The following is a 15,326-nucleotide window of genomic DNA, read 5'->3' as shown; positions in this document are numbered from 1 at the left end:
ACTGCGTTTAAAGCGCAGTCAAACTTTTGTTAAAATAACGCCAAACTTTTTCAAGGCGAAATATGAAAAACAAACTAAACCCTTTCGAGCATGCGATTGCCCTAACAGGCGGTATTGCCTCTGGCAAAAGTACCGTTTGTAATATTTTAAAACTTTACGGTTTTTCCATAATAGACGCCGATAAAATAGCGCATCAGGTTTTGGAAGAACAAAAGGAAAAAATTGCCGAAATTTTCGGTAAAGAGTATATAAAAAACGGCAAAGTCGATAGAAAGGCCCTAGGAAAACTTATATTTAACGAGCCAAAAGCAAAAAAGAGTTTAGAAGAGCTTCTACATCCTCTTATAAAACAGAAAATCGAAACAGAGTCTCTAAAGCTTGAAAAGTATAAAGTACCTTATATAGTCGATATTCCTCTATTTTTCGAAACAAAAAACTATCCAATCAAAAAAGTCGTAGTAGTTTACGCTCCAAAAGAGATTCAGCTAAAAAGAGTTTTAGAAAGAGAAGAACTTAGCGAAGGTGAAGCAAAAAAGAGATTAAACGCTCAGATGGATATAGAAAAGAAAAAAGAGCTGGCAACCTATGTTATAGACAACTCAAAAGATCTCAAACATCTACAAAAAGAGATAGAAGTATTCGTAGAAAAGGTAAAAAATGAATTTAGCCAAATATAGCGCTAGTGGGAACGATTTTATTCTTTTTCATACCTTTGTAGAAAAAGATAGAAGCAACCTTGCCGTTAAACTTTGCGATAGATTTAGAGGAGTAGGCGCGGACGGGTTGATAGTTTTACTTCCATCTAACGAGTTTGACTTTAAATGGCAGTTTTACAACTCTGACGGTAGTGAAGCTAGTATGTGTGGAAATGGAAGCAGAGCCGCGGCCTTATATGCATACGATTACGGATTAGCCCAGGAAAAGATGCGTTTTTTAACGGGAGCAGGCGTTATTAGTGCTACCGTTGAAGGAAGAGTGGTAGAGAGCAAATTAACCGATCCTATCATCAAAGAAAAAGATATTAACAAATTTGGAAAAATATGGTGGCTCATAGATACGGGAGTGCCCCATCTTATCTCTTTTAGCGATGATTTAGAGGAGTTCAACATAGATAAAACAAGAGAACTAAGAAAAATTTACAACGCAAACGTAAATTTGGCACAAGTTAAAGATGGTATAATATATATAAGAACATACGAACGAGGCGTAGAAGATGAGACGCTAGCCTGCGGAACTGGTATGGCCGCAGCTTTTTACAGAGCCTTCCTGGAAAATATGGTTTCAAGCGAAACAAAAGTTATTCCAAAGAGCAAAGAAGAACTTACACTAAGCTTCAAAGATAATTCACTCTTTTTAAAAGGCGCTGTAAAAAAAGTCTTTGAGACTTTTATAGAGGAGGTTTATTGAAAAAGTTAGTTTTGGGTATAACCGGACTATTTATAACCGCGTCCATTTATGCAAACGAGTTTAAGAGTATCCCGAATTGGTATTATAAGATCAAAAATATTTCGGTACAAAAAGAGAAATTTTTTGAGATTTTAAGACCGCTCGTAAAAAAAGAGAATCAAAAAATCGTAAAAGAGAGAGAGTTTGTTGAAAACTTTTTCAACGACTACTTCAAAAGGCCTATTTTAGATAAAAAGAGACTAAAAAAACTGGTTTCTTTAGCTAAAAAATATAGAATAAAAAATATCTACGATAAAAAAGAGTATATGAAAAAGATAGATACGATTCCTGAATCTTTGGTTTTAGCTCAAGCGGCATTGGAGAGTGGATGGGGAAAAAGCAGGTTTGCAAGAGAAGCCAACAACCTGTTTGGAGAGTGGACGTTTGGTAAAAGAGGCTTGATTCCTCAAAATAGAGAAGAGGGAAAAAAACACAAAATTAGAATATTTAACTCAATCTCAGACTCAATCGCCTCTTATATGTTAAATCTAAACAGACATGCAGCATACAAAGAATTCAGAACCGCAAGATATCAAGCGAAAATTAAAAACGTTCCTTTTACAGGTCTAAAAGCCGCTATGACTATGCAAAGATACTCCGAAATAGGCAAAAAATATAACTTTTTGGTATCATCTATAATAAAAAGAAACAGATTACATCTTCACGATCTATAATCTAATCTATAAGTTATGAAAAAAATAATCGTCGTTGGAGGAGGTTACGGAGGGTTAAGAGCCGTAGAAAAACTCTCCTCTACCAACACTTACGAGATTCTTTTGATAGATAAAAATAGATTTCATTATCTTCAAACGGAAACTTATAAGTTTCTTTCTGGAAGATTAAACGTCTGCGATATTACTTTTGATCTTAAAAGTTTTTGCGAATCTTTCAAAAACGTTAAATTTATCAACGATGAAGCTATCGACGTAGATAATAAAAAGAGTCTTTTGATATGCAAAAACGGGTTATATAGATATGATTATCTTATAATCGCTGCAGGTGCGAAAGACTCTTTTCCAAAAAGCATAAAAAATCTAGAAAAATACTCCATATCCATAAAAGATCTCCACAATGCCTTCAAATTTAAGCAAAGATTTTTACAAAATCTATTTGACGAAGTTACCTCTTCGAAAAAGTTAGATATAGTCATCGGCGGAGCCGGACTTAGCGGAGTAGAACTTGCAGCCGACTTTAAAAGCATATCAAAAGAGTGCGGCAGGGAAGTAGGCCAAAAAACTTTAATGAACGTTACTTTGATTGAGGCTTCAGAGACTATTCTTCCGGGAAACGACGAGTATATTATCAAAGAGACGTACGATAGATTAAAAAAGCTAGGTATAAATATCCTACTTAACGCTCCCATATTGGAAGTTACGGAAAATCAGATAATACTCAAAGACAAAAGAGTAGATTACGACAGCTTCATCTTTACCGGTGGTATAGAAGCGAGCGATTTTGTGAAAAACCTAAATTTTCCCAAAAACTCTAAAAATCAGCTAATAGTAAATAATCGTCTTCAAATAGACAAAAACATTTTCGCCATAGGCGATTGCGCCCAGATAAAAGATAAAGAGGGCAATATCTTACCCCCTACCGCCCAAATCGCCGAACAAAGCGCAGAATATGTAGCCAAGGTTATCAACGAAGAGACTACAAAAAGTTTTGAGGGCAAAATTTACGGTATGTTTATCGCATTGGGAAAAGATTACGCCGTAGGACACATCGCAAATAAGATATTTTTAAAAGGAAGATTGGCATATCTGGTCAAAATGGTTATTACCAAAATATATTCATGGGGAATCAAGATAAAAGTTAACAGCGGTTATATGAAAAGAAAAGATTATAAACCGGCCTCTTCTATCTTTAAAGCTTGATAGTGAGCGATCAAAGGCTCTATTATCTGATCTAAATCTCCGTTTTGCATAATCTCTTCAAGTTTATAAAGAGTAAGCCCGATTCTGTGATCCGTTATACGATTTTGCGGATAGTTATAAGTTCTAATCCTTTCGCTTCTATCCCCGCTTCCAACTTGAGCTTTTCTTTCGCTACTAAGAGCCTCTTGCTGCTCTCTCATCTTCTGTTCATAGATTCTGGCTTTAAGTATCTTTAGAGCCTTCTCTTTGTTTTTGTGCTGACTCTTTTCATCCTGCATAGCCACAACTATCCCGGTTGGTATGTGAGTGATTCTAACGGCACTATCGGTTGTATTTACCGACTGTCCACCACATCCGCTAGAGCGGTAAACATCTATCTTCAAATCGTTCGGATTTATCTCAACATCAACATCGTCAACTTCCGGCATTATAGCTACAGTAACGGCCGAAGTATGTATTCTCCCTTGAGATTCAGTAGCAGGAACTCTTTGAACTCTATGAGTTCCGGCTTCATATTTTAATCTGCTATAAACCCCCTGCCCTTTGATTTTGGCTATTAACTCTTTATATCCGCCGGTATCACTCTCACTAGAACTTACAATCTCTACTTTCCATCCCTTAGAGTCGGCATATCTTGCATATGCTTTGAAAATATCCGCAGCAAAAAGTGCCGCCTCTTCTCCTCCGGTTCCTGCACGTATCTCAAGATAGATATCTTTATCGTCATTTGGATCTTTAGGGATGAGTAGTATTTTAATCTCTTCTTCCAGTTTCTCTTTTAGAGGTTCTAACTCTTTTAGTTCCTCTTTAGCAAGTTCGCCTAACTCTTCATCTTCCAAAAGTGTTTTATTCTCTTCTATAGATTCAGTAACTTTAAAGTACTCTTTTGCTTTTTCTACAATAGGCTCAAGTTCAGACTGCTCTTTTGAGAGCTCTGTCATCTTTTTTATATCGTTAGTAATATCCGGAGAACTTAAAAGAGTGTTAATCTCTTCGTATCTTTTTATAAAGGGCTGGAGTTTCTCTTTTAGCATATTTTTATTTTAGTTTTAGGTTTTATTTTAATAGTGAGCAGAAGCTTATGCAGCTTCTGTCATAGAATTTACGAGTTTATGAAGTCTTGAAACTTTTCTTGCAGCGGTATTTTTCTTTAAAACGCCTTTACTTACATATTTATGAAATTCTCTATTAGCTATTTTCAAAGCTTCTAACGCCTTCTCTTTGTCACCTGCAGCTACGGCTTCTCTTACAGCTTTTGTAATATTTTTAATTCTTGTTCTGTAAAATCTATTTCTTTGAGTTCTTTTAGCTGTTTGGCGAATTCTTTTTAAAGCGGATTTATGATGTGCCATATTTTTTAATCCTTTTCATTTATTTTAGGTTAGAATGTTACTCAAATATAGTTTAATTTTAGCTTAATTTAAATCTTTTTTAAGCTAATCTCCATTAAACATTTTCCATATTTTATCTCTATTATATTTTTGTCATTTTATAGTAAAATAACATACCTTGATATTGTACAAAAAACCAAGGATGTTTATATGAAACTTTTTGGAACGGACGGAGTAAGAGGAGAAGCAGGTAATTTTTTAACAGCTGAACTTGTTATGAAGCTTGCAATGAGTGCCGGGGTATATTTTAGAAAAAACTCGGTAACAAATAAAATTTTAGTAGGAAAAGATACAAGAAGAAGCGGTTATATGATAGAAAACGCTATTGTTAGTGGTTTAACCGCCGTTGGGTATAACGTTATACAAATAGGCCCGATGCCCACACCCGCCGTTGCCTTTCTGACAGAAGATATGAGATGTGATGCGGGTATTATGATAAGTGCTAGCCACAATCCATACTATGATAACGGTATAAAATTTTTTGACCATCTTGGAAATAAACTTCAAGAGAGTGACGAAAGAGCAATAGAGGAGATATTTGCGAATAAAGAGATTATAGAAGAAAACCAAAAAACCAAAAAAGAGATCGGCTCTTCGAAAAGAATAGACGACGTCATAGGAAGATATATTGTACATATAAAAAACTCCTTTCCTAAAGAGCTTACTTTAAATGGGATGAGAATAGTCGTAGATACGGCAAACGGCGCCGCATATAAAGTAGCTCCGACTATATTTAACGAACTTGGAGCAGAGACTATTGTTATAAACGATGAGCCCAATGGTTTTAATATAAACTATAAATGCGGAGCAATCCATCCTGAAGATTTGGCAAACGTTGTAAGAAAGTATAGAGCGGACATAGGCTTTGCGCTTGATGGAGACGCGGATAGACTTGTCGTTGTTGACGAAAGAGGAGAGATCATAGACGGAGACAAAATCCTTGGTGCATTAGCTATATATTTAAAAGATCAGGAGCAACTTAAAAATAGCGCTATTGTAGCAACAGTTATGAGCAATAAAGCTTTAGAGGATTTTTTAGAATCTCACGGTATAAAACTTTACCGCTCATCAGTTGGAGACAAGTATGTTTTGGATGAGATAAAAAAACATAACTTAAATTTTGGAGGAGAAAATAGTGGACACATTATTCTTACAGATTACGGAAAAACCGGAGACGGTTTAGTTAGCGCACTTCAAATATTAGCTTTCATGCTAAAAAGCGGTAAAAAAGCAAGTGAAGTTTTAAATCCATTTGAGCTATATCCGCAAATTTTGAAAAATATAAACGTAAAAAGTAAAATTCCGCTTGAAAATATAGCAGGCTTTCAAGAAAAAATTCAAAATATAGAGAAAAAAGGTATCAGAACACTTATACGATATTCTGGAACAGAAAATAAACTAAGAGTTTTGCTGGAAGGAAAAGAACAAAAAGTTTTAGATAAGGAGATGGAAAAACTACTAGAGTTTTTAAAAAAAGAGCTTGATAGATGATACGAGGCTATTTAATCTTTTTTCTTGCTACAATCGGAATTTTTTTAATAGACAAGAGTTTAAAAGATCTTTTTGTAGATGGTTTATATATAGAAAACAGATGTTTAACTTTCGGCTATACTCTAAACAAGGGAGTAGCGTTTTCGCTTTTCTCCTTTTTAGGCCCCTATCTAAAATGGATTTTAACCTCTCTTATAGTTATAGCGTTTGCTTATATAAACGTCAAAAGATATATCTTAAAATACCCTTTTCCTCTTGGGATACTTTTTGGAGCGGCTTTAGGAAATCTTTACGATAGGTTTGTTTACGGCGGGGTGGTGGATTATGTTTACTGGCACTGTGGGTTTGATTTTGCTGTTTTTAATTTTGCAGATGTGATAATAGATATCTCGATTTTATGGTTATTATTTATTAGTTTTAAGAAAAAATAATATTTTTTTTGATAAAATCCGTTACTGCCAGCCTCCAACAAATGGTCGCGTAGCTCAGGGGTAGAGCACTACGTTGACATCGTAGTGGTCAGAGGTTCGAATCCTCTCGCGACCACCATATGGAATTTTTTCGACAAGCAGTTGTCGAAAAAATTGCTAACACACCTTAAAGCTTCGAGCGTTTATGCAAAACATAGCAAGAAGCAGTTAATGAGGATTTCGGAATTAGGAATTAGGAATTAGGAATTGGGAATTGACAATAAGATTTTAATTAACAAGTTCCCAATTCCTAATTCCCAATTCCATTTTTAAAAGGACTTTATTGGAACCAATTGCAATGAAACAAGATAATGAGATAGTTGATTTACAAACTGCAAAGGCAAAAAATATAGATATTGAATCTGCAAAAAAAATCTATCCTGAAAACACACAAGAAGCTCTTGAAGTTATCAGACACTCCACAGCACATCTTATGGCTCAAGCCATTAAAGAGCTATATCCAGATGCAAAATTTTTTGTAGGTCCCGTAGTAGATGAAGGGTTTTATTACGATTTTAGAGTAGGGGAGAAGATAAGCGAAGAGGATCTCCCCAAAATTGAAAAAAAGATGGCCGAAATCGCAAAAAGAAAACTAGATATTGAAAGATACGAGCTTCCAAAAAATGAGGCGATAGAAAAATTCAAAGATGACGATTTAAAACAAGAAGTTTTGAAAAATATCCCTAGTGATACTGTATCTATATATAAGCAGGGAGATTTTGAGGATCTTTGTCGAGGACCTCATGTTCCAAATACCAAATATCTAAAACATTTCAAACTAACCCGCGTTGCCGGAGCCTATCTTGGAGGCGACGAATCAAAAGAGATGCTAACTAGAATCTACGGTATCGCTTTTGCAGATAAAAAGTCCCTTAAAGATTACATCACAATGATCGAAGAGGCCAAAAAGAGAGACCATAGAAAATTAGGAAGCGAACTTGAGCTTTTTATCTTTAACGAAGAGGTCGGAGCAGGTCTTCCTATCTGGCTTCCAAAAGGTGCAAGACTTAGAAGCAAACTAGAATCGCTTCTTTTTAAAGCGCATAGAAAAAGAGGATATCAACCTGTTAGAGGACCTGAGCTTTTAAGAAGTGATCTATGGAAAAAGAGTGGCCATTATGCAAATTATGGCGAAAATATGTATTTTACCGAGATAGAAGGACAAGAGTACGGAGTAAAACCTATGAACTGTCTTGGACATATTATGGTTTATAAATCTAAAAAGAGAAGCTATAAAGAGCTTCCATTGAAACTTTTTGAATATGGAGTAGTTCATAGACACGAAAAAAGTGGCGTACTTCACGGACTACTCAGAGTTAGAGAGTTTACTCAAGACGATGCGCATATTTTCTGTACACCTGATCAGATAAAAGAGAATGTATTAGAGGTTTTAAGTTTTGTTGATGAGATTATGAAGAGTTTTGACTTTAAATATGAAATGGAAATCTCAACAAAACCTGAAAAATCTATAGGAAGTGACGAGATCTGGGAAAAAGCCACTATTGCATTAAAAGAGGCTTTGGATGAAAACGGCCATAAATATGGTATAGATGAGGGCGGTGGAGCATTTTATGGTCCAAAAATAGATATAAAAATAACAGATGCTATAGGAAGAAAATGGCAGTGCGGAACGATACAAGTAGATTTTAATCTGCCTGAAAGATTTGAACTAACCTTTATCAATGACAAAAATGAAGAAACACGTCCTGTTATGATTCACAGAGCTATTCTTGGCTCTTTTGAAAGATTTATTGGGATTATGACAGAACACTACGCTGGAGAATTTCCTTTTTTTATAGCTCCAACTCAGGTTATTTTTATCCCAATTGCAGATTCTCACAAAAACTACGCATACGAATTAAGCGAAAAACTGCTTAATATGGAAGTGGACAGCGAAGTTTTCGATAAAAATGAAAGCTTAAACAAAAGAATTAGAACGGCCGAAAAACAGAAAGTTCCTATGATAGTAGTTATAGGTGATAAAGAAGTTGAAGAACAAAGTGTATCTATAAGGGACAGAAGAGAAAGAATACAGTATAATATATCTGAAAAAGAGTTTTTAGATAAAATTAAGGAGAAATTAAGTGAGGTACGCTTTTGAGTAAGAAAAACGTTGAAGTGCTCTTAAATGAAGATATAAGAGCCGAGAAGGTTAGGTGTATAGGTGAGGACGGAACTCAGTATGGTATCATTTCGAGAGACGAGGCGTTGGATATAGCAGAAGAAAAAGGTCTTGATCTCGTTTTAATAGCACCTAATGCCAATCCGCCTGTATGTAAAATTATGGATTTTGGCAAATTTAAGTATCAGCAGGAAAAAAAGAAAAAAGAGGCCAAGAAAAAACAGGCTAAGATAGAAGTAAAAGAGATAAAGCTTTCAGTTAAGATAGCTCAAAACGATATCGACTACAAAGTAAAACATGCAAGAGAGTTCTTGGAAAAAGGAAAACATGTAAAATTTAGAGTTTTCCTAAAAGGTAGAGAGATGGCTCACCCCGAAGCTGGGGTAGAGGTGTTAGAAAAGATTATACCTATGATAGAAGATATAGGAACCGTAGAGAAAAAGCCCCATATTGAGGGAAGATACGTCAATATGATGGTAATTCCGAAGAAAGAGGATAAGAAAAAATAACTTTTATAATTTGGAATTGGGAATTAGGAATTAGTTTATTTAAAAAACACAAACTCCCAATTCCAAATTACCAATTACCTCTTTATTTTAATCTCCTATTTATAAACTTTCGATATAATACGTACCTTAAATTCTGCAAAGGAGAAAACAATGCCAAAGATGAAAACACATCGCGGCGCTGCCAAGAGATTTAAAAAAACGAAAAACAAAATCAAAAGAGGAAGCGCTTTTAGAAGTCATATATTGACTAAAAAGTCACCTAAGACTAAAAGAGGGCTAAAAGCACCACACTACGTAAGCAACGTTGATCAACCAAGAATTACAGAGTTAATAGCTACATACTAATAGCATAACTCCGCCCAAAAGGGCCAAGTCCTCATTTGAGGCACCTAAAAAATAAAAAAGGTAAAGGGAGAAAAAATGAGAGTAAAAACTGGTATAGTAAGAAGAAGAAGACACAAAAAGATACTAAAACTTGCAAAAGGTTTCTACAGCGGCAGAAGAAAACATTTTAGAAAAGCTAAAGAGCAGTTAGAGAGATCTTTAGTTTACGCTTACAGAGATAGAAGACAGAAAAAAAGAGATTTTAGAAAGCTTTGGATTACAAGAATAAATGCAGCTTGCAGGCTAAACGATATAAGCTATTCAAGATTTATTCACGGTCTAAAAAAAGCTGGCATCGAACTTGATAGAAAAATCTTGGCAGATTTGGCGATGAATGAACCTGAAAACTTTGCTAAAATAGTGGAAAAAGCAAAAGCGGCTCTTTAATAAGCCGCTTTTCGGGGTGTAGCGCAGCCTGGTTAGCGCACTACCTTGGGGTGGTAGAGGTCGCCGGTTCAAATCCGGCCACTCCGACCATCTTTTCCTCCACTTATTACATAAAGCACTGTCCTTCAAAATCTTAATCTTAAAGTATCGCTTCAATTACATTTTATATTAAACCCAGATTTTGCAATAGACTTTATCACATTAGTACTAAACACCAGGTTTTTGGCAATCAAAAATTTTTTGATTTACTCCAGAGTAGAAAGAGCTCAAAATTTTTAAAAAGCCTCTAAATCTCAAGCAAAGGCGTAGAGAAACAAATTCTATTGCAAAATCCGGGTTAAATTTAGTTTCTATCGTAAAAACAAAAATCAATTAAGTATATATTTATTTTTAAAATGCAACTAAAGTTGCTGTAAGATATAAAAAGATATACTAAACTTATATCAACCAAAAAAGTTATGGAGGTTGATATGAAAAAACTAATCTTATCTGCAGTCGCTTCTATTATGCTGCTTTCGCCTAACGTATTGGCAAGTGAAGCTTCAAAAGCTGCATCAAATCAGGCTGTTAGTAAAGCAAAACTAGAAGCTAAAAAACAGCAAAATGAAGTTAAGATCATAAAAGAGGCTGTAGAGGCCGTATCTTTAACACAAGAAGCCCTAAAAGCATTAGAAAAAGGGAAGAGAGATGAAGCGATAAAAGAACTAGAAAATGCCATAGGTAAACTTGAAGTTGTTTTGGCAGCTCCAAACGCGCCAGTGCTTATTCCTATAGATAGCTCTGTGGAGGTTGTAGAATTTCCAGGAAGTGTAAAAGATATAGAAATAGCCTTAATAACTGTAAAAGCTCTCTTGAAAGAGAACAAAATACAAGAGGCTAGAAGAGTTTTAAATAGACTAAGAAGCGAGATAGTACTTAAAACTATAAATCTACCATTAGCTTCATATCCGGCAGCCTTAAAACTTGCAGCTAAATTTTTACACGAAAATAGAGTAGATGAAGCCAATAATGTTTTAAACCAAGCACTTTTAACATTTGTAGAGGTCGATATCATAACTCCTATACCTTTGTTAAAAGCGCAGTTTTTAGTGGAAGAAGCTAAAAAAATAGCCAAAAAAGATAAGAAAAAGGCTCTAGAGTATCTTAAAGAAGCTAAATATAGTCTGAAAAAAGCAGAAGCTTTAGGATATACAAGCGAATCTGATACGACATATAAAACTTTAGAAGAGGCGATTGAAAAGATAGAAAAAGAGGTTAAAGATAAAAACGAAGCTGAAAAGCTTTTTGAAGATCTTATAGAAAAACTTAAAGAGTTTAAAGAAAAAGCTATAAAATCAATCTCAAAATAAAAAGGAAAAAAATGGTAGGTTATCCCAGTCAAAAAGAGCTGTTAAGACAGTTTAGCAAAAACTCCAAAATTGTCGGCGTGATATTTTTAATCATCGGTCTAGCGGGAATGTTTTTCCCAGCGTTTTTATCCATAGCTACTGCATATTTTGTAGCTTGGATGCTGATACTTAGTGCTTTAATGGCAGGCTATCATACATATAAAATTAACAAACAAGATTGGCTTGGTTGGCTGAAAGCCTTTGTTTTCGGTCTAACAGGGATTTTAATAGCTCTTAATCCTCTTCCTGGAGTTGCTGCACTTGGTATGATTTTAGCAATATTTTTCTTTTTTGACGGATTTAGCTCTTTCGCTTTGGCATTTGAGCTTAAACCGCAAAAATGGTGGTGGTTATCTTTACTAAATGGAGTGCTATCTGTTATATTGGCTATTATTATATTGGCTGGATGGCCGTTCAGTTCACTTTGGATAGTAGGATTTTTCGTAGGTATCAGTCTTTTCTTCGATGGTTTAGTACTTCTTAGCCTTAGCAGTTACGCAAAAAAAATGGATGAAGAGGATAATTAATCCCTTCATCCACTATCTCTCTTTTGCTACTAAAGTTGCTGACAAGTTATAAACGTTAAACTAAAATTTTATTAGCAAAACAGATACAACCAAACATTAAAGGAGGCAAATATGGGATGGAAAGAGGAGCTCAAAAAGAGAATAGAAGATATTGTCGATAGCCAAAAGGACGTGGCTAAAAAGATTGCCTCTTTGATAGAAGAGCAGTATGAAGAGCTGACAAAAAAAGCTAAAGAAGAGAAAAAGGAGCTTGAAGAAATAGTGGGAGAGATTGTAGATATAGTTACAAAAAAAATGAAAAAAGAGGAGGAGAAGATGTCAATGCCGCTTTTAGGAGATAAGTTTCCTACTTTAGAAGTACAAGCAACACACGGAAAAATGGTTTTGCCTGATGATTTAAAAGGAAAATGGACTGTACTTTTCAGCCATCCTGCAGATTTTACACCTGTTTGTACAACTGAGTTCGTATCTTTTCAAAAACATAAAAAAGAGTTTGATGAGATCAACACACAACTAATCGGTCTTTCAATAGATCAAGTATTTTCACATATAAAATGGATAGAATGGATTAAAGAAAAACTAGAGGTAGAGATAGAGTTTCCAATAATTGCGGCAACAGACACTCTTGCATCAAAAATAGGTATGGTTCATCCAGGAAAAGGAACAAATACTGTAAGAGCCGTATTTATCATAGATCCTGAAGGAGTTGTAAGAACTATCCTATACTATCCTCAAGAGATAGGAAGAAATATCCCAGAAATTATAAGAGCTGTTAAAGCTTTGCAAAAAAGCGATGCCCAAGGTGTTGCAACCCCTGCAAACTGGCCAGAAAACGAGCTTATCAAAGATAGAGTCATTATTCCACCTGCTACAGATTGTGAGAGTGCAGCCAAAAGAACAAAAGAGTATGAATGTTTTGACTGGTGGTTCTGCCACAAAGAAGCGTAAGCCTAAGGCTTGCGCAATTTTGCTTTAGATAAGTATATAGAAGATGTGCTTATCTAAAGCAAAATTGGAGGAGAAAAATGGTTATCAAAAAAGAGGCCGCAAAAATTTTGATCGCACTATATAGAAGCGATAATAAAACTATTAATGTGGATAAACTCAACAGCGAAGCTATTATGGAGCTAAATTTTGCAGGTATTGTTAGATTTCCTATACCATCAAAAATAGAACTGACATACGGTGGAAAAATAGTTGCCGAGGTTTTAGACAGAGTTAAAGATAAAATCCAAAATATAGATGATTGGAAAGAAAATTTCAAATGGATCAGCAGTGAAGTTATAGCTATGATAGATGCTTCTGTAAAAAATAGAGACAAAACAACAAAAATATCTCAAGATGAACTTCTAAAAAGAGGTTTTACTGATGAAAACGGCAACTTAACCAAAGAGGCAAAAGATCTTTATGAAGCATATAAAATAATAAAACCTGAGCTTGTTATAGACACTAAACTTGCCGATTATATCAGAAAATCGCCTATGGGTCCGACAGATGCACACTATCTGCCAATAGTTGGAAATAGCAAAGATCTACTTGAAGCTATGAGACTTATAGCATACTCAATGCCTATTGGTGAATACTTTACCTTCACAGGTTTAGGACAAGCTGTAAAAGAGACACTGACTTTAGGCGGATGGGCAAATGAAGGAAGTATTTTAGATATCTCTATTTTAGAGGATATTGCAAAAGTAGCTGATGGCGAAGAGTTAGAACTTGAAGCATTGGCAAATCTTGAAAGTTTAGGATACATTGAAGACACAGACAGATTAACGATGGCCGGAGAAAAAGCTTTAGAGGTTTATAGAATATACAAAGATTTAGAAGATAAACCATTCAAATCTTTTGCTATAGAAAAAGAAGAGGTTGAAACATTAAAAGCAATACAAAAAATCTGGGATGAAAAAACTGCTAACAATCCTGAAGAACTTCCAACTTTTGAAGAGATAAAAAAAGAACTTGTAGATAGAAAAATCGCCGAATATAAAAAAATAGTTGAAAAATATGGCAGAAGATTAGATGAAATGCCAAAGAAAAAACAAGAGATCGCTAAAAAATATGGCGAAGCAAAAGATATGGTGAAATGGTTTGAAGAAAATTTTGATGTAAGAGAGTACCTATACTCTTTAGAGGCTTTCGGACTTATTAGAGAAGGAGTAGATAAAGCCGGGAGAGCGGTATATATCGTTACTGAAGATGGAAAAAAAGTTATCGAAGATCAAGCTGATGAAAGAAGTATACACTCATGGAGTGTTAAGACTCTCACAATTTCAAACAAAATTTTCAGCTCTCCTAACAAAGAGTGGGTAGAAGAGGCAAGACGTGAGAGAATTCTTGGTACATATGAGCCTAGCAAATCAGGACTTTTATACGAAGAACTAGCAACTAAACCTAAACTTCCATTCATGACAAAATATGAGATGGAGATATTTAAAATGATTCCAGATTCTGGAATTGCTTGTGATGAACTACTTGAAAATAAAAATGAAAAAGAAAAAACAAGAATTCTTGAGAGTTTAGATAAATTAGAAGCAAAAGGTTTTATAGAGATACTTCCTGACGAACATATTATAGAAACCAAATATGGAAAACTTATGGATGAAGCGATGAGTGGTGTTCCTGAAGGATTTGGTGCACCTGTTAATCCTACAATTTACAGAGTTGTAAAAGCGATTGCCCAAACAGGTAGTATGTATGTAAAAGAGAAAAAAGTAAGAATACTTCCTAAAAATATAAATGAAGCCATAAAAAGAAGCGGACTTAGCAAAGAGGTTTTCGATAAAGCCTATATAGCTGCAAGAGAGGCTAAGTATCTAGGAAAAAACAGCGTAAATGAAGCGGGACTGAAAATGCTTGAAGCGGTAGAGGCTCTGAACTCTTAAAGCTTTCCCGCTTTAGAGCATTCCTAGATGAAGCTTTGCTTCATCACTCATTTTAGATTTATCCCAAGGCGGATCAAAAACTAGATTTACCTCAAGCTCTTCTATTTCTTCAACTTTATTTTTTATGTTTTTAACAAGCTCTACTATGGATTCTGCAGCAGGGCAAAAAGCGCTTGTCAAAGTCATATCTATCTTGCATTTTGCCCCTTGTTCCCCCTCTTTACAATCTATATCGTAAATGAGTCCCAAGTCATAGATATTTACTGGTATTTCAGGATCGTAGATATTCTTTAACTCCTCAATAATCTGCTCTTTAATCTTTTCTAAATCCAAAACTACTCCTTTAGTTTAATTAAAATAATTAAGTGTAAAATATGTTTAGAAATTAAAAAGATTTAAAAAATTAAATAGCATTTAGCTATACTATATTTAATTATTTAATTCCAAACTCCTAA

17 protein-coding genes and 2 tRNA genes are annotated in these 15,326 nt (G+C 34.8%); 16 read left to right on the top strand and 3 right to left on the bottom strand.

Translation table 11 applies throughout. The features are described from left to right. Nucleotides 1-62 precede the first annotated feature (62 nt). Genes coaE through NIL_RS00275 form a run of 4 tightly spaced genes read left to right on the top strand, consistent with a single transcriptional unit; the run spans nucleotide 63 to nucleotide 3,320 of the window. Complete coding sequence (gene coaE, locus NIL_RS00290; protein ID WP_187647675.1) at nucleotides 63-677, top strand: dephospho-CoA kinase; 615 nt, start codon at nucleotides 63-65, stop codon at nucleotides 675-677. Next, entirely contained in the window at nucleotides 658-1,407 is a 750-nt protein-coding gene (gene dapF / locus NIL_RS00285) for a diaminopimelate epimerase (protein WP_187647674.1), read from the top strand. Before coaE ends, dapF begins: the two co-directional genes overlap by 20 nt. Beyond that, a complete protein-coding gene (locus tag NIL_RS00280) occupies nucleotides 1,404-2,120 on the top strand; it encodes a glucosaminidase domain-containing protein (RefSeq protein ID WP_246434439.1) in 717 nt (238 codons plus the stop codon). The genes dapF and NIL_RS00280 overlap by 4 nt, the downstream gene beginning before the upstream one ends. A 15-nt stretch (nucleotides 2,121-2,135) precedes the next feature. After that, a complete protein-coding gene (locus tag NIL_RS00275; RefSeq protein ID WP_187647673.1) occupies nucleotides 2,136-3,320 on the top strand; it encodes an NAD(P)/FAD-dependent oxidoreductase in 1,185 nt (394 codons plus the stop codon). On the opposite strand, the gene prfA is transcribed toward NIL_RS00275, so the two are convergent. Next, nucleotides 3,287-4,354 (bottom strand): peptide chain release factor 1, encoded by a 1,068-nt coding sequence (gene prfA / locus NIL_RS00270; protein WP_187647672.1) that lies wholly within the window; start codon nucleotides 4,352-4,354, stop codon nucleotides 3,287-3,289. The two genes, NIL_RS00275 and prfA, sit on opposite strands and share 34 nt — an antisense overlap. A gap of 45 nt (nucleotides 4,355-4,399) precedes the next feature. Next, nucleotides 4,400-4,672, bottom strand: coding sequence for a 30S ribosomal protein S20 (gene rpsT, locus NIL_RS00265; RefSeq protein ID WP_187647671.1), 273 nt, complete (start codon nucleotides 4,670-4,672; stop codon nucleotides 4,400-4,402). A 189-nt stretch (nucleotides 4,673-4,861) separates the two neighbouring features. Between rpsT and glmM the strand changes: the two genes are divergently transcribed. The 12 genes from glmM to NIL_RS00205 all read left to right on the top strand — a co-directional run bounded on the left by glmM (nucleotide 4,862) and on the right by NIL_RS00205 (nucleotide 14,871). After that, nucleotides 4,862-6,202 carry a phosphoglucosamine mutase gene (gene glmM / locus NIL_RS00260; protein WP_187647670.1) on the top strand — a complete coding sequence of 447 codons (1,341 nt, stop codon included), beginning with the start codon at nucleotides 4,862-4,864 and terminating at the stop codon, nucleotides 6,200-6,202. Further along, nucleotides 6,199-6,633, top strand: a complete 435-nt coding sequence (gene lspA / locus NIL_RS00255; protein ID WP_187647669.1) for a signal peptidase II — start codon at nucleotides 6,199-6,201, stop codon at nucleotides 6,631-6,633. The genes glmM and lspA overlap by 4 nt, the downstream gene beginning before the upstream one ends. A 43-nt stretch (nucleotides 6,634-6,676) precedes the next feature. Continuing rightward, nucleotides 6,677-6,751: transfer RNA gene (locus NIL_RS00250), tRNA-Val, on the top strand. A gap of 219 nt (nucleotides 6,752-6,970) precedes the next feature. Further along, the gene (gene thrS / locus NIL_RS00245; RefSeq protein WP_197972140.1) at nucleotides 6,971-8,773 is read left to right on the top strand and encodes a threonine--tRNA ligase; all 1,803 of its coding nucleotides are present in this window, start codon (nucleotides 6,971-6,973) and stop codon (nucleotides 8,771-8,773) included. Further along, complete coding sequence (infC, locus tag NIL_RS00240) at nucleotides 8,770-9,303, top strand: translation initiation factor IF-3 (RefSeq protein WP_187647667.1); 534 nt, start codon at nucleotides 8,770-8,772, stop codon at nucleotides 9,301-9,303. Before thrS ends, infC begins: the two co-directional genes overlap by 4 nt. Nucleotides 9,304-9,453: 150 nt before the next feature. Next, a complete protein-coding gene (rpmI, locus tag NIL_RS00235) occupies nucleotides 9,454-9,648 on the top strand; it encodes a 50S ribosomal protein L35 (protein ID WP_187647666.1) in 195 nt (64 codons plus the stop codon). A gap of 75 nt (nucleotides 9,649-9,723) precedes the next feature. After that, on the top strand, nucleotides 9,724-10,074 hold the full coding sequence (gene rplT, locus NIL_RS00230; RefSeq protein WP_187647665.1) for a 50S ribosomal protein L20: 351 nt from the start codon (nucleotides 9,724-9,726) through the stop codon (nucleotides 10,072-10,074). Between the two features lie 12 nt (nucleotides 10,075-10,086). After that, nucleotides 10,087-10,164: transfer RNA gene (locus NIL_RS00225), tRNA-Pro, on the top strand. Nucleotides 10,165-10,544: 380 nt separating this feature from the next. Beyond that, nucleotides 10,545-11,423 (top strand): YfdX family protein, encoded by an 879-nt coding sequence (locus NIL_RS00220; protein WP_187647664.1) that lies wholly within the window; start codon nucleotides 10,545-10,547, stop codon nucleotides 11,421-11,423. 11 nt (nucleotides 11,424-11,434) lie between these two features. Then, nucleotides 11,435-11,989: an HdeD family acid-resistance protein gene (locus tag NIL_RS00215; protein WP_187647663.1), complete on the top strand. Its 555-nt coding sequence runs from the start codon at nucleotides 11,435-11,437 to the stop codon at nucleotides 11,987-11,989. Between the two features lie 315 nt (nucleotides 11,990-12,304). After that, nucleotides 12,305-12,937, top strand: coding sequence for a peroxiredoxin (locus NIL_RS00210; RefSeq protein ID WP_370686704.1), 633 nt, complete (start codon nucleotides 12,305-12,307; stop codon nucleotides 12,935-12,937). Between the two features lie 77 nt (nucleotides 12,938-13,014). After that, nucleotides 13,015-14,871 (top strand): DUF505 domain-containing protein, encoded by a 1,857-nt coding sequence (locus tag NIL_RS00205; RefSeq protein WP_187647661.1) that lies wholly within the window; start codon nucleotides 13,015-13,017, stop codon nucleotides 14,869-14,871. A 12-nt stretch (nucleotides 14,872-14,883) separates the two neighbouring features. Here the strand turns inward: NIL_RS00205 and NIL_RS00200 are convergent, their stop codons facing one another. Beyond that, nucleotides 14,884-15,204 carry an iron-sulfur cluster assembly protein gene (locus tag NIL_RS00200; RefSeq protein WP_187647660.1) on the bottom strand — a complete coding sequence of 107 codons (321 nt, stop codon included), beginning with the start codon at nucleotides 15,202-15,204 and terminating at the stop codon, nucleotides 14,884-14,886. Nucleotides 15,205-15,326: the final 122 nt, after the last annotated feature.

It is taken from the genome of Nitrosophilus labii (genome assembly GCF_014466985.1).
Classification (GTDB): domain Bacteria; phylum Campylobacterota; class Campylobacteria; order Campylobacterales; family Nitratiruptoraceae; genus Nitrosophilus_A; species Nitrosophilus_A labii.
Note: the sequence above shows the minus strand (reverse complement) of the source record. Positions and strands in the feature narration are given on the sequence as shown.

Excerpts from the sequence above, each read along its gene's own strand:
- coaE (WP_187647675.1), top strand. The coding sequence starts at position 63 with ATGAAAAACAAACTAAACCCTTTCGAGCATGCGATTGCCCTAACAGGC.
- dapF (WP_187647674.1), top strand. The coding sequence starts at position 658 with ATGAATTTAGCCAAATATAGCGCTAGTGGGAACGATTTTATTCTTTTT.
- NIL_RS00275 (WP_187647673.1), top strand. The coding sequence starts at position 2,136 with ATGAAAAAAATAATCGTCGTTGGAGGAGGTTACGGAGGGTTAAGAGCC.
- prfA (WP_187647672.1), bottom strand. The coding sequence starts at position 4,354 with ATGCTAAAAGAGAAACTCCAGCCCTTTATAAAAAGATACGAAGAGATT.
- rpsT (WP_187647671.1), bottom strand. The coding sequence starts at position 4,672 with ATGGCACATCATAAATCCGCTTTAAAAAGAATTCGCCAAACAGCTAAA.
- glmM (WP_187647670.1), top strand. The coding sequence starts at position 4,862 with ATGAAACTTTTTGGAACGGACGGAGTAAGAGGAGAAGCAGGTAATTTT.
- lspA (WP_187647669.1), top strand. The coding sequence starts at position 6,199 with ATGATACGAGGCTATTTAATCTTTTTTCTTGCTACAATCGGAATTTTT.
- thrS (WP_197972140.1), top strand. The coding sequence starts at position 6,971 with ATGAAACAAGATAATGAGATAGTTGATTTACAAACTGCAAAGGCAAAA.
- rpmI (WP_187647666.1), top strand. The coding sequence starts at position 9,454 with ATGCCAAAGATGAAAACACATCGCGGCGCTGCCAAGAGATTTAAAAAA.
- rplT (WP_187647665.1), top strand. The coding sequence starts at position 9,724 with ATGAGAGTAAAAACTGGTATAGTAAGAAGAAGAAGACACAAAAAGATA.
- NIL_RS00220 (WP_187647664.1), top strand. The coding sequence starts at position 10,545 with ATGAAAAAACTAATCTTATCTGCAGTCGCTTCTATTATGCTGCTTTCG.
- NIL_RS00215 (WP_187647663.1), top strand. The coding sequence starts at position 11,435 with ATGGTAGGTTATCCCAGTCAAAAAGAGCTGTTAAGACAGTTTAGCAAA.
- NIL_RS00210 (WP_370686704.1), top strand. The coding sequence starts at position 12,305 with ATGTCAATGCCGCTTTTAGGAGATAAGTTTCCTACTTTAGAAGTACAA.
- NIL_RS00205 (WP_187647661.1), top strand. The coding sequence starts at position 13,015 with ATGGTTATCAAAAAAGAGGCCGCAAAAATTTTGATCGCACTATATAGA.